Annotated in this window: 22 protein-coding genes and 1 riboswitch; of the genes, 14 read left to right on the top strand and 8 right to left on the bottom strand. The window is 57.7% G+C overall.

Annotated features, from left to right (window positions below; translation table 11 throughout):
- Positions 1-112 precede the first annotated feature (112 nt).
- Positions 113-985 carry an undecaprenyl-diphosphate phosphatase gene (locus tag GA0061103_RS00475; RefSeq protein ID WP_092706071.1) on the top strand — a complete coding sequence of 291 codons (873 nt, stop codon included), beginning with the start codon at positions 113-115 and terminating at the stop codon, positions 983-985.
- A gap of 80 nt (positions 986-1,065) precedes the next feature.
- Here the strand turns inward: GA0061103_RS00475 and GA0061103_RS00470 are convergent, their stop codons facing one another.
- From GA0061103_RS00470 to thiM, 4 genes are read right to left on the bottom strand one after another with little or no spacing between them, the layout of a single operon-like run.
- Positions 1,066-1,830, bottom strand: a complete 765-nt coding sequence (locus GA0061103_RS00470) for a 3-oxoacyl-ACP reductase (protein WP_092706069.1) — start codon at positions 1,828-1,830, stop codon at positions 1,066-1,068.
- On the bottom strand, positions 1,827-2,648 hold the full coding sequence (gene thiD, locus GA0061103_RS00465; RefSeq protein ID WP_092706067.1) for a bifunctional hydroxymethylpyrimidine kinase/phosphomethylpyrimidine kinase: 822 nt from the start codon (positions 2,646-2,648) through the stop codon (positions 1,827-1,829). Before thiD ends, GA0061103_RS00470 begins: the two co-directional genes overlap by 4 nt.
- Positions 2,645-3,280, bottom strand: coding sequence for a thiamine phosphate synthase (gene thiE / locus GA0061103_RS00460; RefSeq protein ID WP_092706065.1), 636 nt, complete (start codon positions 3,278-3,280; stop codon positions 2,645-2,647). Before thiE ends, thiD begins: the two co-directional genes overlap by 4 nt.
- Complete coding sequence (gene thiM / locus GA0061103_RS00455; RefSeq protein ID WP_092706063.1) at positions 3,277-4,080, bottom strand: hydroxyethylthiazole kinase; 804 nt, start codon at positions 4,078-4,080, stop codon at positions 3,277-3,279. Before thiM ends, thiE begins: the two co-directional genes overlap by 4 nt.
- A gap of 51 nt (positions 4,081-4,131) precedes the next feature.
- A riboswitch (TPP riboswitch) is annotated at positions 4,132-4,228 on the bottom strand.
- A gap of 228 nt (positions 4,229-4,456) precedes the next feature.
- On the opposite strand from thiM, the gene GA0061103_RS00450 reads away from it, so the two are divergent.
- The 3 genes from GA0061103_RS00450 (at position 4,457) to GA0061103_RS00440 (ending at position 7,874) form a co-directional block, all read left to right on the top strand.
- Positions 4,457-4,603, top strand: coding sequence for a DUF1127 domain-containing protein (locus GA0061103_RS00450; RefSeq protein WP_015342994.1), 147 nt, complete (start codon positions 4,457-4,459; stop codon positions 4,601-4,603).
- Positions 4,604-5,176: 573 nt separating this feature from the next.
- Positions 5,177-6,052 carry a glutathione-dependent disulfide-bond oxidoreductase gene (yghU, locus tag GA0061103_RS00445; RefSeq protein ID WP_092706061.1) on the top strand — a complete coding sequence of 292 codons (876 nt, stop codon included), beginning with the start codon at positions 5,177-5,179 and terminating at the stop codon, positions 6,050-6,052.
- 211 nt (positions 6,053-6,263) lie between these two features.
- The gene (locus GA0061103_RS00440) at positions 6,264-7,874 is read left to right on the top strand and encodes a hypothetical protein (protein ID WP_092708444.1); all 1,611 of its coding nucleotides are present in this window, start codon (positions 6,264-6,266) and stop codon (positions 7,872-7,874) included.
- 53 nt (positions 7,875-7,927) lie between these two features.
- Here the strand turns inward: GA0061103_RS00440 and GA0061103_RS00435 are convergent, their stop codons facing one another.
- Positions 7,928-9,304: a sigma-54-dependent transcriptional regulator gene (locus GA0061103_RS00435; RefSeq protein WP_092706059.1), complete on the bottom strand. Its 1,377-nt coding sequence runs from the start codon at positions 9,302-9,304 to the stop codon at positions 7,928-7,930.
- Positions 9,301-11,178 (bottom strand): sensor histidine kinase, encoded by a 1,878-nt coding sequence (locus GA0061103_RS00430; RefSeq protein WP_092706057.1) that lies wholly within the window; start codon positions 11,176-11,178, stop codon positions 9,301-9,303. The genes GA0061103_RS00435 and GA0061103_RS00430 overlap by 4 nt, the downstream gene beginning before the upstream one ends.
- 218 nt (positions 11,179-11,396) lie before the next feature.
- Between GA0061103_RS00430 and GA0061103_RS00425 the strand changes: the two genes are divergently transcribed.
- The 4 genes from GA0061103_RS00425 to GA0061103_RS35275 all read left to right on the top strand — a co-directional run bounded on the left by GA0061103_RS00425 (position 11,397) and on the right by GA0061103_RS35275 (position 15,187).
- The gene (locus GA0061103_RS00425; protein WP_092706055.1) at positions 11,397-12,725 is read left to right on the top strand and encodes a dicarboxylate/amino acid:cation symporter; all 1,329 of its coding nucleotides are present in this window, start codon (positions 11,397-11,399) and stop codon (positions 12,723-12,725) included.
- Between the two features lie 298 nt (positions 12,726-13,023).
- Positions 13,024-13,557, top strand: coding sequence for an NUDIX hydrolase (locus tag GA0061103_RS00420; protein ID WP_092706053.1), 534 nt, complete (start codon positions 13,024-13,026; stop codon positions 13,555-13,557).
- Between the two features lie 306 nt (positions 13,558-13,863).
- On the top strand, positions 13,864-14,109 hold the full coding sequence (locus tag GA0061103_RS00415; protein ID WP_092706051.1) for a helix-turn-helix domain-containing protein: 246 nt from the start codon (positions 13,864-13,866) through the stop codon (positions 14,107-14,109).
- A 523-nt stretch (positions 14,110-14,632) separates the two neighbouring features.
- Positions 14,633-15,187, top strand: coding sequence for a DUF982 domain-containing protein (locus GA0061103_RS35275; protein ID WP_245304619.1), 555 nt, complete (start codon positions 14,633-14,635; stop codon positions 15,185-15,187).
- A 270-nt stretch (positions 15,188-15,457) separates the two neighbouring features.
- Here the strand turns inward: GA0061103_RS35275 and GA0061103_RS34920 are convergent, their stop codons facing one another.
- Positions 15,458-15,610, bottom strand: a complete 153-nt coding sequence (locus GA0061103_RS34920) for a hypothetical protein (RefSeq protein WP_167376505.1) — start codon at positions 15,608-15,610, stop codon at positions 15,458-15,460.
- 516 nt (positions 15,611-16,126) lie between these two features.
- On the opposite strand from GA0061103_RS34920, the gene GA0061103_RS00400 reads away from it, so the two are divergent.
- From GA0061103_RS00400 to GA0061103_RS00375, 6 genes are all read left to right on the top strand, one after another.
- Complete coding sequence (locus GA0061103_RS00400; protein WP_092708441.1) at positions 16,127-16,819, top strand: outer membrane protein; 693 nt, start codon at positions 16,127-16,129, stop codon at positions 16,817-16,819.
- 53 nt (positions 16,820-16,872) lie between these two features.
- The gene (locus GA0061103_RS00395; protein WP_092706045.1) at positions 16,873-18,063 is read left to right on the top strand and encodes a Hint domain-containing protein; all 1,191 of its coding nucleotides are present in this window, start codon (positions 16,873-16,875) and stop codon (positions 18,061-18,063) included.
- Between the two features lie 768 nt (positions 18,064-18,831).
- A complete protein-coding gene (locus GA0061103_RS00390) occupies positions 18,832-20,631 on the top strand; it encodes a Hint domain-containing protein (RefSeq protein WP_092706043.1) in 1,800 nt (599 codons plus the stop codon).
- A 192-nt stretch (positions 20,632-20,823) separates the two neighbouring features.
- Entirely contained in the window at positions 20,824-22,974 is a 2,151-nt protein-coding gene (locus tag GA0061103_RS00385; RefSeq protein ID WP_092706041.1) for a glycosyltransferase, read from the top strand.
- Between the two features lie 94 nt (positions 22,975-23,068).
- Entirely contained in the window at positions 23,069-24,031 is a 963-nt protein-coding gene (locus GA0061103_RS00380; RefSeq protein ID WP_092706039.1) for an FkbM family methyltransferase, read from the top strand.
- A 110-nt stretch (positions 24,032-24,141) separates the two neighbouring features.
- Positions 24,142-25,086, top strand: coding sequence for a class I SAM-dependent methyltransferase (locus tag GA0061103_RS00375; RefSeq protein ID WP_092706037.1), 945 nt, complete (start codon positions 24,142-24,144; stop codon positions 25,084-25,086).
- A gap of 144 nt (positions 25,087-25,230) precedes the next feature.
- On the opposite strand, the gene GA0061103_RS00370 is transcribed toward GA0061103_RS00375, so the two are convergent.
- Positions 25,231-26,382, bottom strand: a complete 1,152-nt coding sequence (locus GA0061103_RS00370) for a DUF4214 domain-containing protein (RefSeq protein WP_092706035.1) — start codon at positions 26,380-26,382, stop codon at positions 25,231-25,233.
- Positions 26,383-26,695 lie beyond the last annotated feature (313 nt).

Here is a 26,695-nt window from a genome sequence, read left to right as displayed (position 1 = left end):
CGGCGGCGCCTTCACCAGGTGTTGCCAATTTCAAATTGGGAACCAGTTTCACAGCTAGTTCGTCGCACCGCTCCGGTGCAAAGCTCCCATGAACAACTGAGGATATCAAAACGTGGCTGATGTTTGTACGCAAGGCGTGGACACGGGCTTTGTCGCCCTGGGCTATGCCAAGATCGCAATCCTGGGCGTCGTGCAGGGATTGACCGAGCTGCTGCCGGTTTCGTCCACTGCCCATATGCGCTTGGTGCCGGCCTTGCTTGGCTGGCAGGACCCTGGTTCTGCCTTCTCGGCTACGATGCAGCTTGCAGCGCTTGCCGCGATCGTCTCCTATTTCTGGAGCGATGTTCGCTACGTCACCTTCGGGTCGCTTGATGCGATCCGGCAAAGGGACTGGCGTTCGCCCGCTATACGGCTTGCGATCGCCATCGTGATTGCCACCGTACCGATCGTGATCGCCGGCCTGCTGCTGTCATCCTCCCTGAATGCCTGCGGCACCTCGTTCCGCAGCCTCTGGGTGATCGGTATCGCCTGCCTGGTCATGGGCTTGCTCTTGGCGGTCGCTGAGCTTTACAGCCGCCATCGGAAAGACATCGAGCAGATGACGCTGATCGATGCCCTGTTCGTCGGCATCACACAGGTTGGCGCGCTTGTTCCCGGCGTCTCGCGTTCGGGTTCAACGCTGACTGGCGCGCTGTTCCTTGGCCTGAAGCGCGAGGAAGCGGCGCGCTTTTCCTTTCTACTTGGCTTGCCGGCGATTGCTCTTGCCGGCTTGAAGGAGCTTTATGAGCTCCATAAGGCGCATATTCCGATGGAAGCCTGGTCGGTTCTGCTCGTTGGCCTGATCGTCGGCAGCATATCGTCGTTCATCACCATCTGGGGGCTAATGCGCTTCCTGGAGCGCTTTTCGACCTGGCCTTTCGTCATCTACCGTATCGTGCTCGGCGCCGTCATCCTCTTTGGCGTGCTGACCATGGGCTGGGCCTGAGCAAACCGACTTTTAGCGTGCTGCGAAGCTTAAAAGATGGCGCTGCTCTCCAGGGCAGCGCCTTTTTCGTTGCGGAGCTACTATCCGAAGACGAGACCGCCATCGACGATCAGGTTCTGCCCTGTAACGGCCCGTGCCCAGGGGCTTGCGAAGAAAAGAACCGCGTCGGCAGCTTCTTCCGGGGTGGTGACACGGCGCAGCGGCGTATTCGCGGCAATGATGTCGAAAACGGCTTCCGGCGTTGCGCTGCTGGCATCCGTCGTGCGCAGAAGGCCGCCGGAGACCATGTTGACGGTGATCCCCAACGGGCCTAGTTCGGCGGCAGCCGTGCGGGTCAGCGACAGCAATGCCGCCTTGGCGGCGGTATAATCATGATAGGGCACCACAGGGTTCTGGAAAAGGTTGGTGCCGATCGTCACGAGCCGTCCAAAGCCTGCCTGCGCCATCGCCGGACGCGCCGCCTGTATCAGGTTCAAGGCGCCTTGCAACGCGGTTTCCAGCTGCTTGGCCATCTCGGCCCAGCTCAAGGCATCCAGCTTCGAACGCGCGTCACCGTTGAAGCTGAAATCGGCCAGCGCGTTGTGGACGATGGTCGTCGGCGCTCCGAAATGCTCAGTCACCTCGGAGACAAGCCGCTTTGTGTCTTCGAGGTCGCGAATATCGGCTTGAAAGGCCTTCGCATGATCGCCGAGCTCTTCTGCGAGCGCCTCTGCCCTGTCGCGGCTAGCGCGATAGTTGACCGCCACTTTCGCACCCTCCCGGGCGAAGGCTGTCGCTATGGCAGCGCCGAGACCGCGTCCGGCACCCGAAACGATGACAATCTGGTCTTTGAGTAACAGGCTCATTTCTCTACTCCTCGTTTAGTCGCCCAGAGCGCATGGAAATGCTGCACTGGTCCATGGCCGCTCCCGACGGAGAGTTCACCTGCAGCAGCAACCGCGGCGGCGAGATAGGCTTTGCTGGCGGCAATGGCTTCGGCAAGCGACAGGCCCTTGGCGATCTCGGCCGCGATGGCGCTGGAGAGCGTGCAGCCCGTTCCATGCGTATTCTTGGTCGGCAGCCGCTCGGCTTCGAACCAGGTCACATGGTCGCCGCTTGCGAGCACATCCGGGCTTTCATCCCCTTCGAGATGGCCACCCTTGACGAGGACAGCCGAAGGCCCGAGCGCTGCCAGCGCAAGCGCCTGACGCGCCATGTCTTCGCGGCTTTTCGCCTCTGCGTCATGCAACAGCGCAGCCGCCTCGGGCAGATTCGGTGTAATGACGGTCGCAAGCGGCAGCAGCCGCGTGGTCAGCACGTCAACGGCATCGGCAGCCAGCAGGGTGGCGCCGCCCTTGGCGATCATGACCGGATCGAGGACGACGGGCACATCGCGATGTCGCGCCAGAATGTCTGCGACGGCATTGGCAATGGCGGCATTGGCGATCATGCCGATCTTGACGGCATCCACACGAACGTCGGCAAAGATCGCATTGATCTGATCTGCCACGAAATGTGGAGGCACAGGATGGACGCCGGAGACGCCTCGCGTGTTTTGCGCGGTCAAGGCGGTCAGCGCTGCCATTCCATAGACACCGCGGGCGGAGAAAGCCTTCAGGTCGGCCTGGATGCCAGCGCCGCCGGAGGGGTCGGAGCCAGCGATGGACAAGACGTTGCGGATCATTGGCGAGCCTCCTTGATGGCTTTCGCGATGACGGTTGTCGCGGCTTGCGGGTCCGGTTGGCCGCATATGGCCGAGACGACCGCGAGACCATCGGCTCCGGCCGAATAAACGCTTGCGGCATGCTCTGCCTTGAGGCCGCCGATCGCGACTGATGGAACCGGGCAAAGCCTGACGATGCGGGCAAGCCCGTCGAAGCCGATCGGTTGCTTGTGGTCGGGCTTGGTCGGCGTGGCAAAGACCGGGCCGATCCCGGCATAGTCGACGATGCCGGCATCTATCGAGGAGGCGAGGGCTTGCGTTTCCACGGAGAGGCCGAGGATCATGTCCGGCCCGATCATGCGGCGCGCCTCGGCAGCATTCATATCCTCCTGACCGATATGGAGGCCATCGGCGCCGATGGCGATGGCAGCCTCGACATTGTCGTTGACGATCAGCCGGACATTCGTTCCGTGCAGGATCCGCTTGAGGGTGCGGCCTGTCTCGATCATGGCGGCGGTCAGTGCATGCTTGTTGCGCAGCTGTACGATGGTTGCGCCGCCGGCAACGGCTGCGCGGGTGGTTTCAATCATACCGAGATCGGCACACAGCACGGGATCGAGGACGAGATAGAGCGAGAGATCGAAGTCCTTCATGCTGCCGATATCCTTGTGTCGCGATCCACCGCTTCCGGGGTAAGGCCGGCGAGGGCATCGAGGAAGCGCCAGGAGAAGGAGCCGGGGCCATCTGCAGTCGCCCCCGCCCGTTCGCCCGCGAGGGCGAAGACGGCAAGCGCTGCTATGGTCGCATCGAACGGAGCGTCCGGAGTTGCCGCCGCAAACGCACCGACGAGGCAGGTAAGAGAGCAGCCGAGTGCTGTTACCCGCGGCATGAGCGGCGAGCCGCCGACGATGCGCTTTGCCTTCTGTCCATCGGTCACGAAATCCGTAACGCCGGTGACAGCAACCACGCAGCCATGCTTTTCGGCCAATTGCCGGGCGGAATCTTCCGCTTGTTCGACCGCGTCTCTGCTATCGACGCCCTGGCCGCGGCTCGTGCCACCGGCAAGCGCGATGATCTCGGATGCGTTGCCGCGAATGATTGTCGGCTTCAGCTCCAGCAAGCGCGCGATGGCATCGCGACGAAACGCAGTTGCATAATGGGCGACTGGATCGAGGACCCAGGGCTTGCCCGCCTCGTTTGCCGACTGCGCGGCCTTCAGCATGCCCGCAAGCCAGCCGGACGAGAGCGTGCCGATATTGATCGTCAGCGCGCCGGAGATAGCGGCAAACTCGCCGGCTTCCTCTTCGGCATGCACCATTGCCGGCGATGCCCCGGCGGCAAGCATCACATTGGCCGCGATATTCATGGCGACGAAATTGGTGATGCATTGCACCAGCGGAGGATTGGCCCGCATGGTGTAAAGCAGATTGCCTGCAGTTGTTTGGTCTTGCATGTCGCCCCTTTCGGGCGGGCGAGACGCGTAGGGACGACGTGCTGGTGCTTTACGAGGTCCCGAGCGACTCCCTCCGCCAGCATGATCTGGTTCAGGTTCGAAGGGTGCTTCTCAGCCCGCCGGATGGCGGACGCCCCTGTCTCTCATCTCTCTTCTTTTCGCAGACAAAGGCGGCGCTGTCACCAGCAAATCATAAAAGCCATGCTGACGATTGGGGTCGCCTGCTTTTTCGGCGACCTATGCAATAAGCGCATGGGTGGGGTGATTCCTTAGCTCTGCAAAAAGCTGTGGGCTTCGACTATATATTTCTCATCGAAGCGACGGGAGCGCCAAGCACGGCCGCTCAGCTTCGAAAGCCCAAGGAAAGGGGATCATCATGAACGTAGCACGCTCTTTCAATAACTGGCGCAAGTATCGTCAGACGGTCGCCGAACTGGGCCGTATGTCCACGCGCGAACTGCATGATCTGGGTATCGATCGCGGCGAAATCCGCAATGTTGCCCGCGCAGCGATCGCTCGCTAACGGCCGCACCGGCTCCTTATAAAGCTGCATTATGCCAGCGCCTGTTCCCCCGAGCAGGCGCTTTTGCTTTATAGGCGTTGTCGTTCATTATTGCCGCGCCTGCTGAAGATTGCGTCAATTTAGCTCTCTGCTTTTCGCATGACGCATAACTGCCTTGCAAAGAAATGCCTATGAACTGAGCAAAAGACTGGTATCTTCCTGCTCATCGAAGCGATGCATCTCCTCCCGCATCCCTTCGTTTGGCAGACGTCCTTATCCTCCTCCCAGGGACGGCTGCAGGAACAGCGGAATTCCTCCTCCCATCCGCTGTTCGGTTCTTGTAAAAAGCCTGCCGCACCTCCTCCCGCGGCAGGCTTTTTCGTTTCATCAAACCTTCAAGCGATTGCGAATGGCCTGGATCGGTGTAGCGACCGTAGTCCAGCGTAAGCTTGCACGCGTGCAAAACGGCGCCGGCGCATTAAAGAGTGCGCAATCTCCTCTCGCAAAAATGAACTGCGGCCACTATGTGCGACCTATGTAGCGCGCTACATCGAAGATTGCCCCCAACTTGATTCCCGAAAAAGGAGGATGCCCATGACCGGTTCTGCCGAATACACGCCGCCGAAAATCTGGACCTGGAACAAGGCCAATGGCGGTCAGTTCGCCAATATCAACCGTCCGATTGCCGGGCCGACCCACGACAAGGAATTGCCCGTCGGCCGCCATCCCCTCCAGCTCTATTCGCTTGGAACGCCGAATGGCGTGAAGGTTACGATCATGCTCGAAGAGCTGCTGGCGCTTGGCCACAGCGGCGCGGAATATGACGCCTGGCTGATCAAGATCGGCGAGGGCGATCAGTTCGGCAGCGGTTTCGTCGACGTCAATCCGAATTCGAAGATCCCGGCTTTGCTCGACCGCAGCGGCCCGAAGCCGGTTCGCGTTTTCGAATCGGCCTCGATTTTGATGTATCTCGCCGAAAAGTTCGGCGCCTTCCTGCCGACCGAGCAGCCGGCTCGTGCCGAATGCATCTCCTGGCTGTTCTGGCAGATGGGCAGCGCGCCCTATCTCGGCGGCGGTTTCGGTCATTTCTACGCCTATGCGCCGACGAAGATCGAATATGCGATCGACCGTTTTGCCATGGAGGTGAAGCGTCAGCTCGATGTTCTCGACCGCCGTTTGGCTGAAAGCGAATATATCGCCGGCAGCGACTACACGATCGCTGATATCGCCATCTGGCCGTGGTATGGCGGTTTGGCCAAGGGCTGGCAGTATGGTGCGGCCGAGTTCTTGCAGGTGCAGGATTACAAGAACGTTCAGCGCTGGGCCGAGCAGGTCTATTCGCGTCCTGCCGTCAAGCGCGGGCGCATGGTCAACCGCATGTCGGGCGATCCATCCGAGCAGCTGCGTGAGCGCCACGATGCCAGCGACTTCGAGACGAAGACGCAGGATAAGCTGGAAGCCGCCGGCTGATCCGACATTCCTTTTTGCAGAAATGAGCTCGCGGCCCCTCGGCTCGCGAGCTTTTTATTGTGTTTGCCACCGGGCGTTGCCGGTCTCGGCAAGTCAGCCTCGCTCCACCTTGCAAAGCGTAATGTTCGGCTGCCGAGGGTCCCCGCTCGGCATAGAACGCGGCGCGATCCTGCGAAGCGTCTCGACTTTGGCGAAAGAGGAATGCTTCTCCATGCAGCAAATTGCTGACGACCGTACCCTGGATGAAAACGTGAGCGCGGGTGCGTCGTCGCAGCAGCGAGGCGAGGCGAGGGATGCGCTCCTGAAACACCTGGTGTCGGGCGGCGATGAACGGCTGGATTGCGATCCGGTCAGCGGGCTCAACATGTATGGCTATGGCCCCGCGCCCCGGCCCGAAGATCTCGCTTTCGGCTCGTCAACGGCATCCACCATCTCCGCCGCCGCTTTTGCCGCGGTCGAATCCTATTACGCGGATCTGATGAGGGCGATGGAAGCAGGCTCGGCTATGGCTGTCTACGATCGCGAGATCGGGTGCGTGCGTGATGATCTGCTGCGCTTGCTTGGCCTGAGTCAATCGTCGCAGCCGCGGATCGATGCGATCCTGGCCACATCAGGCACGGACATCCATCTGTTTTCGGCCGCGCTGTTGGCGGGCGAGGATGAACGCGTGCTGATGACCATCACACTGATGGGGAACGAGACGGGCAGCGGCGTCATGACGGCGTCGTCGGGGCGGCATTTTATGAGCCGCGTCAGCAGCGAGCGAACCGTCGTCAAGGGTGAGGAATTGCGGGCGGGCGACGCTACGCGCAACGCCACCATTGCTGTGCGCAACAAGGATGGCTCCCTTCGCACCGACAGCGAGGTGGAAGAGGAGCTGCGCGGCCTCATCGAGCTTGCGCGCGCAGCCGGCCTCAGATGCCTGCTCGTGGTAACGGATGTCTCGAAGACCAGCCTGCTGGCGCCGAGCCTTGAGACCGTTCTGGGTCTGAAGGAGCGCTTCGGTACGGTGCTGGATATCATGATCGATGCCTGCCAGTTTCGCCTGTCGGCGGCAACGATCCGCGCCTATCTCGCGCATGGTTTCATGGTCGCGCTCACGGGTTCGAAATTCCTTGCCGGGCCGATTTTCAGCGGTGCGCTTCTGTGCCCGCCGCAAATGTCGGAACGCTTCAAGTCGCGTATGCTGCCCGCCGCTCTGGCGGATTACTGCGGGAAGGCGGAGTGGCCCGAAGGTTGGGCTGCTCGCGACCTTTTGCCGGAGCGTGCCAATCTCGGCCTGCTGCTGCGCTGGAAAGCCGCGCTGTTCGAGCTCGAACGCCTCGTCGGCATAGCTGAAGATCGTGTGATCGCGGTCTTGTCCACTTTTGCCGAGGCAGTCTCTGATCGTCTTGCGAACGATCCGGCTTTTGAGCCTTTGCAGAGCCGGCCATTGGACAGGCGTGAGCTGTGGGGCGCATCATCGGCTCTTCGCTGGGATGAGATTCCCTCCATCTTTTCGTTCTACCTGCGCAATTGCACGGATGGCGCGATGCTGACGGCGACCGAAATGGCTACCGTTTACAAGGATTTGGCTGTCGAGGGGAATGGAGTTGCGTCGGTGCGTCTCGGGCAGCCCGTTCGCTGCGCCGATTTTGGCGATGTACCGGCAAGTGCCCTTAGAATTTGCTTGAGCGTGCCGCTGGTCGTGGCTGCTTCCAAGAGCGATGAAGCGCTTGCCGCGGTGATCGCGCAAGCGATGCTGGTTCTGGATCGCACCGCCGAGGCCGCGGCCCGACTAAGCGACGGTTCCAATACCAAGGAGATGCGCCGCAGCGCCTGAGATGCGTCGCGCAAACCCGCTTCAGCTGGCATGCTCCGCTTATCGGTAGCGGATCATGAACCTCGGCGCTCGTCCCCGTCAAAGCCAGCGAAATCGCCTCTGACGATGCCGTGCCGCTGGAGCTTGTCATAGAAGGTCTTCCTGGGAATGCCGAGCGCTTCGATGGTACGGCGCACGTCGCCATTGTTCTGCGACAGGGTTTCGCGGATGAGTTCGGCTTCGTAACGCTCTACTCGAACCGGCAGCGGCAAGCCTTCGTCGGCCGTCGGCGCTTCGTCGGATTTTGCCGTTGTTGCCGATTCGAGACCGAGAACGAAACGCTCTGCAAAATGCGAGAGTTCGCGAACGTTGCCCGGCCAATCGTGCTGCTGCAGATGGCGGCGCACCGTTGTGGATATGGCTGGCACCTCGCGCTTGAAGCGGTCGGCGGCGCGATCGGCGAAATGGCCGAAGAGCAGGGGGATGTCATCGCGCCGCTCACGCAATGGCGGAATGGAAAGTGTGACGACGTTGAGGCGATAATAGAGATCCTCGCGAAAATCGCCGCGTTGGCGGGGGTCGGCGAGGTCGACCTTCGCGGCTGCGACGACACGAAGATCGACGGGGCGGACTTCATTGGTGCCGAGCGGCGTCACCTCGCGCATCTCAAGCACGCGCAGCATCTGCACCTGGATCGCCGGCGGCATGCTTTCGATCTCGTCGAGAAACAGGGTGCCGGAGCTTGAATGCTCGATGCGCCCAACACGCTTCTTCTGCGCGCCGGTAAAAGCGCCCGGCTCATGGCCGAAAAGCTCGCTTTCGATCACGGTTTCCGGCAGAGCGCCGCAGTTCAGCGCGACGAAATTACCCTTCGCGCGCCGGCTCCAGCGATGTAGCAGGCTCGCCACCACTTCCTTGCCGCTGCCGGTCTCACCCGTGACAAGCACATCGACATCCGTATCGGCGATCTGCCGCAACGTATGGCGCAGCCGCTCGATCGCAGGGGTCTGTCCAATCAGCGGCAGATCGCCCTGCGCCTGCTCTGCCGCCAGCCGCAACGCCCGATTTTCCAGGATGAGTCGTCGTTTCTCAGCCGCGCGCCGCACGCTTTGCACCAGCCGGTCCGTGGCGAAGGGCTTCGCGATGAAATCATAGGCGCCATCCTGGATCGCCTGCACCGCCATCGGAATATCGCCATGACCCGTCATGAGAATGACCGGCAGATCTGCGTCGAGCGTCTTGATGCGGGTAAAGAGCTGCTGTCCATCCATCTGCGGCATGCGGATATCGGAGACGACCACACCGGCAAAATCGGCGTTGAGAATAAGAAGCGCTTCGCTTGCGGCAGAGAAAGCGGATACGGCAAAGCCAGCCAATTCCAGCGTCTGTTTCGTTGCCCTCAACAGATCCTTGTCGTCGTCGATGAGGAAAACGGGGGAACTCTCACTCATGGTGTGGCCTTGCGCAAATGGACGGTGAAGCGTGTGCCGCTGTCGTTGCTCTCGACATCGATCCGGCCGCCATAGTCGACGACGATATCCTTTGAAATGACGAGACCAAGACCGAGGCCTTTTTCCTTGGACGTATTGAAGGGTGTAAACAGCGAGTCGAGGATCGCCGCGGGAATGCCAGGCCCGTTATCCGAAACCACGATCTCGACTTCGTCCGAAGTTTCATGCACCGACACCTCCACCTTGGGCTGATGGCGGCCTTCCAGGGCCTCCAGAGCATTCTGAAAGAGGTTGATCAGCACCTGTTCCAGCCGGATGCGTGTGCCGACAACACCGAGCCCCGTTGGCGGCAACTCGATCTTGAGCGCATCCAGGCGGCCGGCAAAGCGGCTCCTCAGCAGAACGACGGCTCCTTCGATCACGCTCCTGAGGTCGACGAGCTCCGGTGCGGTCCTTCCCTTGCGGGCGAAGGCCTTCAGTTCTTCGGTGATCGTGCCGATACGCTCCGTCAGCGCCGCGATTGCGGACAGGTTTTCCTTCACCGCCTCCGTCTGATGCCTGTCGAGAAAAACATGCGCATTCTCCGCATAGGCACGGATCGTCGCGACAGGCTGATTGATCTCATGGGCGACGCCGGCGGCGACCTGGCCGAGAATGGCAAGGCGATTGGCCTGTACGAGATCCTGCTGCACACCTTGAAGTTTGGCCTCCGTCGCACGGTGGTCGGCAATTTCCGCCTCCAGCCGGTCGCGGGCCTGGCTGAGATCCTCCGTGCGCTCAAGAACCCGGCGTTCCAGCTCCTCACGCGCGATCCTGCTGACGGCGATCTGCATGGCGGAGACATCGCGGCGACGCAGCAGGAAAGCGGCGAAGGCGAGGATCGGCAGAAGGACGGTCAAAGTAAGGAAGCGCGTCTCGCGCACGGAGGAGGCGATCGCCTGATCGGTCGGGATCAGATAGCCGAGCTGCCAGGGCGTCGATGGAACCGCGACCGTCAGCCGCAAATATTCCGCAGCGCTGCTTCCAGGCAGAATCGCACGCACGATGGTTGCATCCGGGCCGACCTTTTCGGGATGGCTGACCGGAAGGGGCGAAAGCGGTGCCGCGCCGAACTGCAGGCTTTTCCGAATGGCGTCGGCTTCCTCGCGCGCAAGGGGAGTGGTTGTCATGAAGCGCCATGAGGGCAGGCTGGTGATGAGCACGACACCGCGTTCGTCGGTCACGTAAGCAGGGCGGCCGGTCTCGTTCCAGTCGGCCTCCAGCTGATCGAACTCCATCTTCACAACGACCACACCAAGAGCGGAGCCGACATCGCCGACACGGCGGGAAATATAGAGGCCGGGACGATTGCTGACCGTGCCGAGCGCATAATGCTCGGCGGTTCCCGTTTCCATGGCTTTGCGGAAATAATCGCGGAAGGAATAGTCGTTGCCGACGAAACTCAAGGGCTCGCGCCAGTTGCTGGATGCCATGGCAACGCCGTCTTTGCCGGTGACGTAAAGGACGGATGCGCTGGTGCCGGAGACGAGACTTTCGAGCTTGCGATCCAGGGCGACGACATCGTCGATGTGCTTGTCGGCGAGCGCATCTCGCACCTGTTGATCGTCGGCCAGCAGTAGCGGCAAGGCGCGAGGACGTTCGAGAACCGCCCGCAGAAGTGCGACCTTGAGATTTGCATCCGTGTGCCCCTGTCTCTGGAGCATTTCTATTGCCGAGAGGCGGCCGAAGAAGTTCGCGCCGTAAAGGCCGGCCGCAATGACGGCCGCACTTAGAAACGCGAAAACGAACCAGACCCGGCGGGAGCGCCGACCCAGTTGCTCGGGCGTTGGAAATCGTTCGTTGGCCGGGCGCTGCAGCATTGCCGTATTGTGCATGATTTCGCGCGCACCGCAATTCGATCTGTGCGGATAGTCGCACAGATCGATAATCGTCGATCAGCGACGGAAATTAAAAGCCAACAAAAGCAATGTGTTAAAATAAAGGCACTCATCTGGCACGGTCATTGCAAAGAATGGCGGAACAGTCGGAGGCTGTTGAATTCTAGTCGTCGCCCGGAGGGCCGAGAGATCGGTTGGGCTTAACGGAGGACATCATGATTGCTCCCATCGCCGCCGCGGAAACGCGCGCCAAAGTTCCCTTCTACCGGCACCTCTACGTGCAGGTTCTGACCGCCATCGCCGCCGGCATCCTGCTTGGTCATTACTATCCGCAGCTCGGCACATCGTTGCAGCCGCTCGGCGATGCCTTCATCAAGCTGGTGCGTATGGTCATCGCGCCGGTCATCTTCCTGACGGTTGCGACCGGCATCGCCGGCATGTCGGACTTGAAGAAGTTCGGCCGCGTCGTAGGCAAGGCGTTCATCTACTTTCTGACCTTCTCAACCTTGGCGCTGATCGTCGGCCTCATCGTTGCCAACGTCGTGCAGCCGGGCGCCGGCATGCATATCAATCCGGCGACGCTGGATACCAAGGCAGTCACCAATTATGCGGCTCAGGCGCATGATGCCTCCGTCATCGGCTTCCTGATGAACATCATCCCGGATACGATCGTCGGCGCCTTCGCCAAGGGCGATATTCTCCAGGTGCTGTTCTTCTCGGTGGTCTTCGGCATAGCGCTTGGCGCTGCCGGCGAACGCGGCCGCCCAGTGACGGATTTCCTACAGGCATTGACCACGCCGATCTTCCGCATGGTTGCCCTGCTGATGAAGTTCGCTCCCATCGGTGCCTTCGGCGCCATGGCCTTCACCATCGGTAAGTATGGTATCGGCACGATCGCCAACTTGGCATTCCTGATCGGCACTTTCTACGCCACATCGCTGTTGTTCGTTCTCGTGGTGCTCGGCGCCGTCGCCCGCTATAACGGCTTCTCGATCCTGGCACTGATCCGCTACATCAAGGAAGAGCTGCTGCTGGTGCTCGGCACCTCGTCTTCGGAAGCCGCACTGCCTGGCCTGATGAACAAGATGGAACGCGCGGGCTGCAAGCGCTCCGTCGTTGGTCTCGTCATCCCGACCGGCTACTCCTTCAACCTTGACGGAACGAACATCTACATGACGCTGGCAGCACTGTTCATCGCGCAGGCTACCGATACGCCGCTTGCGCTTGGTGACCAGATCCTGCTGCTGCTGGTCGCGATGCTGAGCTCCAAGGGTGCCGCCGGCATCACCGGTGCAGGCTTCATCACGCTGGCCGCGACGCTCGCAGTCGTGCCTTCGGTGCCGATCGCCGGCATGGCGCTGATCCTGGGCATCGATCGTTTCATGTCGGAGTGCCGCGCGCTGACCAACTTTGTCGGCAATGCGGTTGCCACGGTCGTCGTCGCCCGCTGGGAAAACGAGCTCGATCAGACCAAGTTTGCCGCCGCCATGGCAGGGCAATTGAGCGAAGAAATCGAGGTGCCTGCCCTGCAGGCCGCCGAGTAAACTTCGCATCATCCTCCCAAGGATGAAACGGCCCCTTTGGGGGCCGTTTTTCGCTTCCGTGCCGTTCGATCACAGTTTCGTGTAGCGCAGACGGGCGGCTGATCCCTCCCGCATCATCAACAGCCGCCTTCATAAAACTGTCACCGCAACGGCTCACAGCATCATACTGACAGTTGTGAATTTCGACGAAACCCAGGCGGACAGGAGGGCAGCGTGTCACAGGCGATTTTTGTGAGCGCAAGCCAGCCGGTATTGAGGGGCATTTGCGTCGATCGGCCATATCGCGAGTAGCGCGTCCATGGCTTCCTCACTCTCAGCTCAGCAAAAAGCCTTGCGGCGGTCGGAGAGCTTTCTCTCCGAACTCGCCTCTCATACGGACGAGTTGCTGCACGGCCGGGTCCATGAGCAATATGCGGCCATCTGCTACAGGAAGGTGCCCGAATGCGACGATGCCGAGATGCTCGTCGTCACAAGTCGGGAAAGCGGCCGATGGGTCGTTCCCAAGGGCTGGCCGATCAAGGGCAAGAAGCCGCATGAGGTTGCCGCCATTGAAGCTTACGAAGAAGCCGGCGTGCGCGGCAAGGTGAAGAAAAAGCCTTTCGGCTATTTTACCTATCTGAAGCAGCTTGCCGACGGCAGCCGCGTTCCCTGCATTGTCGAACTGCATCTGCTGGAGGTCGACCAAACGCTCCAGGACTTTCCGGAGCGAGGCCAACGCCGCGTCGAATGGGTTTCCTTCATCGAGGCAGCCAATCGTGTGCGTGAACCGGAACTCAAGGGGCTCCTGCTTGTGGCCGAGCGGAAGGTGCGCAAGGCAAAAGGCAAGAAGTGATCTTCGTCGTTATAGGGTGGTGTTCGCAGCCGGCTGGCCGATGGCAGTCGTCACAAGACGGCGCGCGGTAGCGTTCATTCCTCTGTAACCGTGACGTGTTGTCGCTATCACAGAATATTAAATCGCGAAATTAGCCGAGAGCCAGGCGATTGGCAGCTATGCGCTTCCGTGCTTGCCCTCGCCGCATTGATGCCTATATTGACGCAGCGTTCGGCCGTGTCTGTTTAGGTCGATATGCCTCATGGCTGCAATAGCTGCCTTCACCCGGCAACGAATTGGCCGGCGGACTTTGGAAGGAGAAATTTCATGTCCATTACTCCGAATAATATCGATAGTTCAAAGGTTTCTACCGTTCCTGATGGTGAGATTGCTGCTGCTGTGCGGCAGGCGCGTGAAGCCATCGGTTATACGATTGACGACCTCTCTGAGACCTGTGGCCTCACCAGTGAGGAAATCACTGAAATCGAGGCTGGTGCCGAGGCCGATCCGGCGAAACTTCGCCGCATTGCCACCGCATTGCAGGTTCCGCCATCGACTTTCTTCATCGTCTGAACAAGCGGCGCACTTCGGTGCGCCCCTTCAATTCTGCACCAGTGGCTCGCATTTCTCATCGGCTTTCCGCGCCGATCATCGCAATCGAAAAGCGTATCATCTCGCTTTCGCAGACACATGTGTCCGTAATTGTGAGTAACGTCTTGTGGCAGGCTTGCAATGGCTTCCGGCACCGAAAGCTGCCGGGAATCGCAATTGCAGGTGGATTGGGCGATCCTTGAAGAAGTCTATGCAACTATAGATGTAGATGCGACGGCTATATCGAAGAGATGCAGCTTCGATCACAGGATCATCCGTTGGCTTTTTAAGCGAAAATTTCCATATTTATACATTGAAAATAAGCCAATATCGGCCTGGTTTTATGAGTATTTGCGCTTTCTGTTGTCGCGATACTGGTCAAATTCGTTTCAAAGTTTTAATCTAAACGGGTCAATTGCGTTTTATTAGTAGTACTTTTGTCGATACTGCATATCGCAGCTATGCAGCGGGACGGGTTTGACGGCGCTTATTGGGACAGGCTGGCATGGGGCGGAATGATAAGAGTTTTGGCACCGATCTCGATAACGGTGCGCAGCTTGTTAATTCGGTCCCTGTTGATGTTTTCACTCCTCAAACGAACGCAGATAGTCGCCTGGCGTTACCACCGGAGCCGCCGCAAGCGGGAGAGGGTGATCTAGACCCGGCGGCAGCCAAAGGGGACAAGCTCGCAGCCCTGGATAAGATTGCCCGGGATATGACCTTGCTGGCTACGCTGGTGACGAGGCGACGGCATGCAAAGTCCGAAAATGTCGCCGATCAAGATCAGACACCGCCATTTGACGCCTCGGACGAGCCTGCAGAGCTGGCATTCGCGCCGCTCGGAATTGCAGCGCAGGATGGCGACGAGGTTCAATCCATCAATTCGATCGCACAGGCCATCGAGTATCTGACGACGAAATGGCCGATACGCTACGGAGATGCGTTTGAAGCGGCGTTGCAGGCCTGCGTCGACGGCGTCAAGGGCAGGGTTTCACCTGAAGAGGTTCGCTCCGTCTTCCTGAAGGCGGCCGGCGCGGTCGGCATGCGTGTAATTCCCTGAGGCGATTAAACCTGTCGGCTTATCCGAACTTGCTGCCGCGCGAGGACGCAGGCGCCTTGGCGCACGCTGCGGGAAAGGCAACTAGACGGTGAGTTGCGCTTGTCGCAAGCGAGGAGGCCCGACCGTTACTTGAAGCAAGGCGATCGAGCCTCCCGACCATCGCAAATTGGCGGTTGCGATAGTTCCAAAGGTGTGGCTTGCCGACGCCACATCGTCCATACGGAAAGCGGCGCGGGCGGTCTGATTGCGCCTGGCGTTGGAAAGCCGATTTCACAGTAAGCCAATGCCTAATGCTGTCAGGCCGCGTGTTTCAGAATGCTCCAGCGGCAACATGATCGCCCTGCCTGTCTTCTGCGTGCTGTTGCCGAGATTGACGACACCAGGTGTATGCAGGCCGTGATCTGTCAGCCTGCTCTTCGTCATATGTTCGTTCATAGGGGGAGGGGTTTGGGCGCAGTTGGGAGGCCTGACGTTCCTTCTAGGGTCCGCCCCGTCAAGCCTCCCAGCGCAGCAGATGAATATCTGCGGTGGCGACAGAAGCTCGCAGAACGGCGTCCTGCCTGTCTATATCGAAAGCGACATATCACACCCGATTGCGTCACGAGGAAGCCGCCGCGGCTGGCGGCCTATGCGAGCGAAGCGAAATTACCGCGCCTCGTTATACATCCTGCGTCCGCGGCGGACGCAAGCCATCCATCTCATTCTAGTTGCAATGTTTCTATCGCCGCGATTCCGGAATTTTCTGGACGTCAAAAGTATAGAATCAATATGCTCTCAATACATATTGCGACAAAACTATACAAATAAAGCTTACATCTTGAAAATATTTATTAGTGACTACGTATTTACAGATATAATCGCGTCTATATTATGGCCTCAACGTGAACTTTCGCAAGTTACATGTTGAATCTCGTGAATTCCTTCGAGGAGAATTTTCGAATGCGCAAGTTTTTGGGGACTACGGTTTTCTTGTTGGCTACGGTTGCGGGAAGTACCGTCTATGCAGCAGATCTCGCGACTTCCACGCCGCCTCAAGCTCCCGTTGAGGCGGCGCCGGTATTTTCGTGGACCGGTTTCTATGTCGGTGTGAATGCCGGCGGCGGTTTCGGTGGTAACGATGATGTCGGGTTCCATTCCTTTGGAAGTTACCTTGGCAGATTTGGCAAGCTCGAAGGGTCCGGTTTCCTCGGAGGCGGCCAGATCGGCTACAACTACCAGTTCGACCCCAACTGGGTAGTCGGCCTCGAAGCGGATTTCCAGGGCGCTGACATTAGCGACTCGTTCAGAAATGGAACGGCAAGCGCGTCTTCCAAGATCGACTGGTACGGCACCGTCCGCCCCCGTATCGGTTATGCCTATGACAACACATTGTTCTACGGTACCGGCGGTCTCGCCTATGGCCACGTCAATTATAAAGGTGCACTCGGTGGCGCTAGCTTCGATGACGACAAGACCAAGGCCGGTTGGACAGTCGGCGCCGGCATCGAGCACGCCTTCACCGACCATGTGACAGCGAAACTCGAATATCAGTATGTCGATTTCGGCAGCAGCAACATGGGCGGGGATGCGCTCAACTCCAAAGCGAGCCTTGATTTCCATGCCGTTCGGGTGGGTCTGAACTATAAGTTCTGACCACAGCTTTGCCTTAAAAGACAACATGTTAATCTGTCGGAGAGGATAATAACATGGCTTTGATTGGCATCAACCTAATCAACAATGGCACTACTACGATTGATAGTAGCAATGCCGGCACTCCCTCGGATAGCATCCAACTCAACCTGGTTGCCAACGGTACGGTGATTGTTGACGGCGTTGATGTCGATATTAGCAGTATCGTCGGCATCGGTGCGGCTTCAAATACAACGATCAAAGCGGTTAGTGGTGCCAATGTGAAGATCAATGCCGGCCTCGCAAATGTCGGGGCCGCTTCGACCTATACTTATGCGATAGGCGCCAATTCGAGTATTACGGCGGATGTGGGCCTGCTTACTGCTGACCTTTTGAACGGAGCTACCGTGGATTTTGCCGGTGCAAACGGTAGTGGGCTGTTCGCCTACCATCCCGGCGGCATCTATTTGAGTCTCCCGGCCCCGCCAAACGTCGTAAACGTTCAATCGGGAGACAGGATCGAGGTAGTAGGCTCGAATGTCGTCTCTCAAGCAGGGAATACCATCACCTTCTTCGGCGGTTTGTTGAACGCGATACCGTTCGGCTCCTATACCATACCCACGGGTGTCACCTACACCTACGATGCCAACGCAGACAGCCTGACTTTTACGAGCTGCTTCCTGCGTGGCACACTCATCCGCACACCCGAGGGAGATACTCCGGTCGAGGATTTACGGGCCGGCGATCTTGTGGTCACTCACAAAGGTGTTGCGGAAATCAAATGGGTCGGACGGCGTCGGATTGATCCTAAGGCGATCGATAGGCCACGCGATACCCTTCCGGTTCGCATACAGGCGGGCGCCCTTGCGGAAAACGTCCCTTCCCGGGATCTTTATGTTTCGCCGGACCGCTGCATGTTTCTGGAGGAATCGTTGATTCCAGCAAAGTTCCTCCTCAACGGTACGACGATCACGCAGGAGACGACTTTGGTGCCGTTCGAGTATTACCATATCGAGCTCGAACAGCATTCGATTATTCTTGCCGAAGGCGCACAGACCGAGACATATCTCGCTCTCGGTGGTCGTATGTCTTTCCTTGAGCCTGGCGTACTGCGGTTTGGTTCCTTTGCAAATACAGCAACGCGCACCTGGAACGACTGGTGCTATCCGCCAGTCTATGCCGGCAGAGTGCTCCAGCAAGCCCGTATCTCTATTGAAAGGCGGGCGGTGGAAATGGGCTATCGCGTCCGCGAGGCTGAAGCATCGTGAAAGAAGAATAACGCGATAAGACGATGCCGTTTCATCCTATTTACTAGATGTGGATCGGGTCAACGGACGAGCTTCGATCGAGAGCTGGCGGTCGGCCTCGAAACACGTGGACTTTTCTCCATCCTGTGTTCCTTCCCATTTAAAGTATCTGCTGGTTGATCAGGGATACCCACTTACCTGTTGTTTTACAAAGGGTTAAGCATTGACCTGACGGTATGACGATACGCGTCGATCTTACGGCCCATAATGCGCTCACGAGGCCTTCGCTGCATAATCGAGCATTGCTGCAGAGCCTGAGTATCTCGCGCTGCGTAGCCGATTTCAATCCGAGCGAAACCGCATCCTCAAACCTCAAAGTCTTGTTGAGAAAAGCTGGCGAACGATCCATCGGCAGCCTTTAGACGACAAACGAGGTATCCAGACTCTCCATCCCCGACGAACGCCGCAACTATCTGACAGCCGCAGACTGTGGTGCGTGTGATTCCGCTTTGAAAAGTCAACTACGCTTCGGAGAAAATCAGAAAATATCTCTGTTAGACTATGATTATAGAGATTTTGTCGCGTTTTATACTGTTGTGACGGGAATGGTGTGGCAGGGGCGGAACTGCCTGGACAAAAGTGCAGATGGTCTTTGCATGCTCTGGAGTTCCTCGCGCTATGGCGTTGGGAAGGAGATGTGCGAAGGGCGAGCCGAAGCTCCATCGTCCTACGCGATGAGGGTCAGCATAGACTAGTTCTGAACTCGTTTACTTTAACGGAGCAAGAAACATGGCGGAAGGCAATTATAGTGCCACCACTGCGAGTGGCGTACAGTATAATCTGACCTACAATCCTGGCGTGCTTGGGGTAGGTGCAAATTACGACCTCACCATCACCAACCCGGACGCTACGACGACAACGGTAACCAATATAGCGCCGGGCAATGTCGCGACGCCGGTTAATGGCACCAGTTCGCTGTCTATCCTCTCGGTCCTTGGGAACACCAACTATGTGGTGGCCCCCGGCGCGACGGCAACCGTCAACATTACCGCTGCGCTTTTAGGCTCGTCCACGGTCTATGTGGGCGGCAACGCTACTATCAATTCGGGTATTAGCGCCCTGAGCAGCATGACCGTCATCGTTGACGGCGGCACCGCCACCGCTGCCGGCGGCTCGGTCCTCGGAGCGCTGAGCGGCTTGAATGTCGATCTCGAGAATGGCGGCACGTTCACCAACGGAACGGCCTTGATAAGCGCGCTGAACGGCACGACCATCAACTTCGGAGCCGGTGGGGGCACCTTCGTCGCGAACGCCGGTGGGGCGGTTCTCGATCTTTCGTCGACGACTATCAATGGCTTCGATGCCGCAACGGACAAGATCGAGTTTCAAGGGCTGGCCGGATCGATCGATCACTACACCATCACTTCGAGCGGCGGCTCCCAGACGATCAGCCTTTTCGACAGCAGCAACAATCCGCTCGGAAATGTCTCCGTTGCCGGCACCAGTTTCACGACCGGCACTTTCATAGCCGGCCAGGCAGGTCCGCTGACAATCACTGCGAATGGCGCAGCGATAGACATTACTCCGGTGGCGACGCCCTGCTTCGTTTCCGGAACGCTTATCCTTACCGCGCGCGGCGAGGTCGCCGTCGAAGATCTGAGGGTTGGCGACCTGGCGATCACGGCGACCGGCGAAGCCCGTCCGATCATTTGGATCGGCAGCAAACGGGTCGAACGACCGGTGCGCAATGAGTGGCCGGTCCGGGTTCGTGCCGGCGCATTCGGCGATAACCTGCCCGCTCGCGATCTGCTGCTATCCGGCGGCCATGCGGTCTGCGTGGACTTGATGGGCGAAGTGTTCGTGCCGGTTGGCGAGCTGGCCAATGGCGCGACGATCGTCCGCGAGGAGTGGCCCGAGGTCACCTATTGGCACGTCGAACTGGAAAGCCATGATGTGCTGATGGCTGAGGGCCTGGGCTGCGAGAGCTACATGGAAGTGGGCAATCGCGCTTTCTTCGGCAGGGCTTATGGCCGCCTTGTCGAGGTCGACGCCGCTCAGCGTGTGGCCGAGAGCTTCACCCGTTATGCCCGCCCCTTCGTCGACCGCGGTGTCCTCGTCGAGGCGATCCGCGAGCGGTTGATCGCGCGGGTCGAGACACTCGGCTGGAGCCGGGCTGCGGATATGGACTTGCATATGCTGGTCGACGGCAAACGTGTGGAGGGGCAGATCGACGGCGACCTCGCCCGGTTCATCTTCCCGGCTTCCGCCAAGACGGCGAGCCTGGTGTCGCGGACCTTCTCTCCCGGCCGCGAGGTTCGTGCGCTCGGCGTGCGGTTTGAGAGCCTGCGCATCTTCGATGGCCTCAAGACCGACCATGACGTTGCCTTGGATGGCCTCGTCGGCCTGCATCCGGAAGAGCTCGCTGCAGGGTGCAACTGGTCCTGGACCAATGGTCACCTCGTGCTGCCGGCCACGCTGTGGGCCGATTGCAAGGGTCACGTGATCCTGCGTCTGGCAGGCTATGCGGAAGCCGGCCAACCTTGGGTGGCGCCGGAAGAAACGGACGTGGCAGGGCTCCGCGCCGCCTGAGGAAGACCCACCTTGCGACGGCCCACCTTTGGACCGCCGACAGAGTGAGGAGCTGTTCAGCAGCCGGGGACGGATGGGATAGACCTATCCGTCTCCGGCTAGAACCGGCGGAGTTGCGAGCGCCGACGAACCATCGCCGAAATCCCCTTAGCCATCGCCATCAACCTGACCCAACAAACCGGGCGAGATTTCATGAACATTTTTCGCAGCAAGGAAGAAATGAGAAACGTCGTCCGTGAGGCCGACGTGGCGCGGGATTCGAGACTGTGGCAGAAAGCGGCCGACTTATATGATGAGCATCTGCGGACCAATCCTGAAGACACAGGGATCTGGGTTCAGGCGGGAAACTGCCTCAAGGAGGCGGGTGACTACCGTGAGGCAGCCAAGCGCTATCAGAGGGCGCTTGAGCTCAGCCCGGATGATTCCGACATTCACCTGCAGCGCGGGCACCTGCTGAAGGTCATGGGTCGCACGGGCGAAGCAATCGAAAGCTATAAGCGATCGGTAGAATGCAACCCCGGCAACCATGACGCCGTCATCGAACTCGTGGCAGCGGGCGCTGCTGGCGATGTCTTTTCCGATTTCAGCGTCGAGAGCGAAAAAGCGGTGAAGACCATCTGGCTCGATGTCACCGACCTCATGGAATATGCTCAGCACAACAAGAGCCTGAGTGGAATTCAACGCGTCGTTGCCAACCTGGTCCTTCATATCGAGTCCGGTATTTTCAAGGACTATCGCGTTATCCCGGTGATCCCGGAGTATGATCGCCATCGGATTCTCGCCGCGAGCCCGGCGGCCCTTGCAACGCTTGTTCGCCAGTTCGATGTTCCGATTGTCGATCGCAGCATGGTCGATAAGGCAATTGCCGCCGTCTTCGACGCGCGCTTCGAAGTTTGGCCCACGCAGGATGATATATTCGTCGTTGCGGGCGCTTTCTGGATCTATCCGCATTACGATGTCATGCGGAAGCTTCGTGAAAAGGGCATGCGCTTCTGCGTATTCATTCACGATCTCATTCAGATCCGGAATCCCGAATATGTCCAGCAGGCTGCCGTCGACAAGTTTCAAAGACAGCTGATCGACGTATTCTCGGTTTGCGATTTCGTTCTGGCGAATTCAGAGTTCGTCGCATCCGAAATCAGGGCCTATTTCAAGGAGCGTCTCAACTTCGAGCTGCCCGTCAAGGCAATTCCGCTCGCAACGGAGCTGCGCAAGACACAGAAGAAGACGAGGATCCTCAATACCAACATCCTAGGTATGGCAGAGGAGGAATATGTCCTCTGTGTAGCAACGATCGAGGTTCGCAAGAACCATATGTACCAGATCCGCATCTGGGAACGGCTGATCCGCGAACTGGGCGACAAGGCACCGAAGCTCGTCTGGGTAGGCAAATGGGGTTGGCAGATCGACGAGCTCCGTCACCATCTGGCCGCCCACGGCTATGTCGGGGACTGGCTCTACATCTTCAACGACATCTCGGACGACGAGCTGGAATATCTATACCGGCATTCTATGTTTACGACCTATACAAGCTTTGCCGAAGGCTTTGGCCTGCCCATCGGCGAGAGCCTGAATTACGGCAAGCCTTGCATCGCCTCCAACGCCACCTCGATGCCAGAGGTTGGGGGACATTTCGTGCGTTACATCAATCCGTACAACGTCGAGGACGGCTACAACCTCTTTAAGCAGGTCATTGTCGATCGCAACGACCTGGCCGACTGGCAGCGCGATATCAAAGAGAATTTCGTGCCAAAGTCGTGGGATTCGTTCTGCTCCGAGCTGTTCTCGACCGCGATCGACATGAGCGTTGGTCTGGGAGACCAGCCTGGGCTTTTGAATTGTCGCCTGCCGCGCAACGCAATCATCGAAGGCGGCGACAAGGCACTGTTGCGCATCGCTGCCGAAGGCCGGCGGATCCTCACGTTCCGCGCAGCGCGGGACTCAGGCTGGTTCGCTATGGAAGACTGGGGCGTTTGGGCAAGCCAACGCCGCTCCCGGCTTATATTCGACAGCGAACTCGCCGAGGGCGAGAGCGTGCGCGTCTATCTTGAGGTGAAATGTCCGCCTCTCAGCGAGAATATCGCCGTTATCGCCGATGCCGGGGGAGAAACGTGCTCTTTTCAACTCGTCGATCGGTCGACCTATATTTCGTTCGGGGGCATCGTCGGTCCGCACGGGAGAGTTACGGTCAATCTGCTGACGCGGGGCAGATTTGGCGATACCGGCGAGCGGTCATGCCATCTCGGTCTCTCAGCCGTTGCGTACTGCGATGGGGCGGACCCACTGGAACGAGTGGGTTTGTTGGAGAAGGTAACGCTCCAATCGCAGCTAAGCCGAAGCTGAGCGACGCTGTCCCGTTAGGCGGCGTGGTCCGCCTCCAAATGTAATTTTCATCATCTCGATTCCCGAGATCAGTGCTGTGAGTGGAGGGTTGTTTATGGATGGAAGTTTAGAAACGATATGTCAGTTCCTGTATGGGAACGATATTCCTTCATCTCATAAAGATCACGTTAGCAGACACGGCATTTCGGATGGAGAATTATCTTATTCAAAAATTCGCTCTGTTATAGGTGTTTTTGATCGTCAGAGCTTAAACACACCTATCATTGTCAGATTTGGACCAGAGGATATTTTCTACGCTGATCTCGGATCGTTCAGCTTGGCGGTAGATAATGCGGATAGGGCCGTCGGTCTTTCGATATTGCATTCCGGCATATATGAGCCTCATGTCACTGCCTTTTGTAAATCGACAATCACAGAAGGAATGCACGTCGTCGATATAGGCGCAAACATCGGGTATTTCACGATGTTGTCCTCAACGCTCGTTGGACCATCGGGTACCGTAACAGCAATAGAGCCGAATTCCGAAAATAGTCGCTTGATACTGCTGAGCATCGAGCGAAATGGAATTGACAATGTAAAGCTTCTGCCTGTCGCACTATCCAGTGCCGAAGGAGCTGCCTATTTCTCTACGCATGTGGGTTCTAATGGCGGCTTGCTGCCGGAAACCTCGGCTGTTTTAAGCAGTCCTTATTGTACGGTGGTGCCGGTCTTTCGTCTGGATCAGCTTGTCCAAAAGCGCATCGATTTCATTAAGGTGGATGTAGAGGGCGCAGAGTCCAAGGTCTTTGACGGCGCTTGGCCTCTTATAGAGCGCGATCGGCCCATCATATCGACGGAGTTCTCGCCGGAGATGCTTCAGCGCATATCTGGAGTGGACCCACTGAGCTATTTGAAGAGGTTTGTCGATATTGGTTATCACATTGGTCTTCTTGATCGAGCGGACCCGACGGGCGCACCGAAGGACATAGGAGACGCTGGCCTATTTTTACAGAACTATGGAGCGAATACTCGCCTTGAAGATCTGGCGCTGATCCCCCGTGAGCGGCTTTCAAACTGAAATATAACTATTGAGAATTTCCTTCGTTGGGAGTTCTGGCGTGCCTTTGACAAGTGGCAAGAGATGAGGCGAAGCGGCGTGGTCTCCATAAGTCGGTGAGGACTGTAAAAATGCCAATTTCTAAGGACGACGTGAGCTACGGCTATCGCTATCTCTTGGGCAGGTTGCCAGAAAACGACGATGTTATAGAAATTTATCGCCAGGCATTCGAAGACGTTGAATTATTCCGCCAGCATCTGATGGAATCCCCCGAGTATAAATTAAAGAATCCGGTGGCGGTCACTAAATCTTTTCTGGCCCATACTCCGCCCTCCGATATTGAAACCATCATGGACCATCCCACCCTTAAACAGGTGGTATCCAAGACGGCGTCCTATTGGTCAGAAGTTGGTGCTCAGGCACCACATTGGTCTGTGTTATCTTTGGATAAATATGCGCCGGATCAACTGGAACAAAATCTGGCTGAATTTTATGAAAGCGGTGTCGGAGATTTGTACCTGGTTCGCGACCTTCTCCGTAGAATGAACCGATCGCCAAATGACTTCAAAACTATCCTTGAATTTGGCTGTGGTGTCGGGCGTGCGACGGCTGCGCTGGCTACAGCCTTCAAGCATGTTATCGCGCTGGACATCTCAGCCCCTCATATTGAATTGGCGAAAGAGCATGTTGCATCTTCGGGCGCTAATAATGTCGAGTTTATCCAAGTCACGTCTGAGAACGTCATGCCAGGGCGCGGCTTCGATCTTTGGTATTCCAGGCTGGTGCTGCAACATAATCCGCCGCCGGTTACACTGTCTGTCCTAGAGAAGGCGTTTTCCGGATTGCCGCCTCACGGAGTCGCGATCGTACACGTTAGGACACATGAAGATGGCTACAGATTCAAAGTAGCAGACTATCTCAAGGGTGGTTCCAAACTCGATATGGAGATGCACTCTACGCCGCAAAATTCCATCTTGGAGCTGGCCGATAGAACTGGCTGCCGGTTAGTTGAGTTGCATGAAGAGCCTGGCCATATCGACAATGTTACTAGCATCTTTGTTTTCGTGAAGAAGTGATTTCTGCAGTTAGAGCGTACGCGCATGCCGAGGGCCGCCGTCAGAAGTGTGCGGCAAAGAAGCTGACTGCGGGTATGGAAATCTATACGCAATTCCGGACGGAAAACCGCCATACATTTTCCTGGAATTGCTGTAAGACCTGGATCAGAAGAACGCCTGATTGCGCCATACCTGGTCACCATCCGCAACAAGCATCGGATCTCCGTGCGGATCATCCCTCGTCTTTGCGGCAACGATGCCTTCGCAAACCCAGCCATGCTTGGGAAACAAGCTGATGAGGCGCCGGTCCAAGTCTACCGAATGCGTGCCGATGAATACGCGCTTCACCTGCTTCGTCACCACATCGATATGGTGTTCAAAGAGGTCGCCTTCGGCACCTTGAATATCGCAATGGATGAGATCAATGGTCCCTTTGCCGTCTAGGACCGTTGCTAGACTATAACATGTGACCTCTTCAATTTCTGCGATAAGGCCACTATGATGCCTCAGGAATGTCCCGAACGCATCCCCATCATTGCCCTCGCCAGAAAAAGCGGCGGCGGCGCCATAGACATGCCCGGCATGTACCGCCCGAGGGAACCTGGCTATTCCGTCCTCAACACCGATGACCCCATGAATAACGTCGGCATCGCTATCCGGGATGGAGTTTTCACGAAAAGAATGGTGAATGTAATCGATATGACCGCGATCCCCTTCGATCGGGGTCACGTGAGCGCTTAAACCTTTCTGCTTGGCGGCCGTATAGCCGATCGCCGACCAGGGTGCCCATCCGGCGCCGAGCTCAATCATGCTGAATCGCTCCCGAGCGTCGAGAACCGAACGCAATACCGCGATCCATTCCAAGGCGGCCCCGTGAAAATTACCGGGAAACGGAAATGACTCGACCAGTCCCGAATGGCTTGCAAGCCCGACATGGTTCACGTTGGAAACGCAACCGAGGAAGTTGGTCACGAAGCCCGCCCGTCCCGGCCCCTCATATTTTCTGAATTGCCGAAATACATCCATCGCCTCTCTTCTGGAGGAGCCATATGTGTGAATGTATCCATGTATGGTCTTGAATTCGTCAGAAGCGCTGATTTGCCGTATAAGATCTTCATATGAAATTGAGTTCTTCTCCAGCAAATCGAGATAAGAACTCATGCCGTTCTTGTCGGGATCTCTTCCTAGAAGGCCTTTATATGCTGCGATGATGACGTCCTTTGCATTGCTTGTTTTCGATTGCTCTTCGATCACAATGCACTCCATTTCCGTTTTTATCTGATGGTGAACTTGAATAAACGCCTGGATTGCAACCATCGATGCCGCTGTTCACATCAATATGATGCAATGTCGCCTCTGGATTTGATCCATATTCCGTTGGCCGGGTAAGCTCAGCGCCGATTTTTCCGCAAATTACTCGGGAAATATTGGCAATAAAAAGCAATATTTTCAACTGAAAAATCAGCGTTTTGTCCTTCAATGACTGAAATATGTCTATAATAACATTTAACTGTAAGTATTGTCGCATTTTATACTATGGAGACGCAATCGGTATGGCGACAAAGAAATTGCCTGTTGGTTGTACAGGGTCTGTGGCATGCCGATAGCGTTGAAAATCTGAACGCTTAGG

Source organism: Martinezella multihospitum (assembly GCF_900094585.1).
Taxonomy (GTDB): domain Bacteria; phylum Pseudomonadota; class Alphaproteobacteria; order Rhizobiales; family Rhizobiaceae; genus Rhizobium; species Rhizobium multihospitium.
This window is presented reverse-complemented; position numbering and strand designations above follow the sequence as displayed.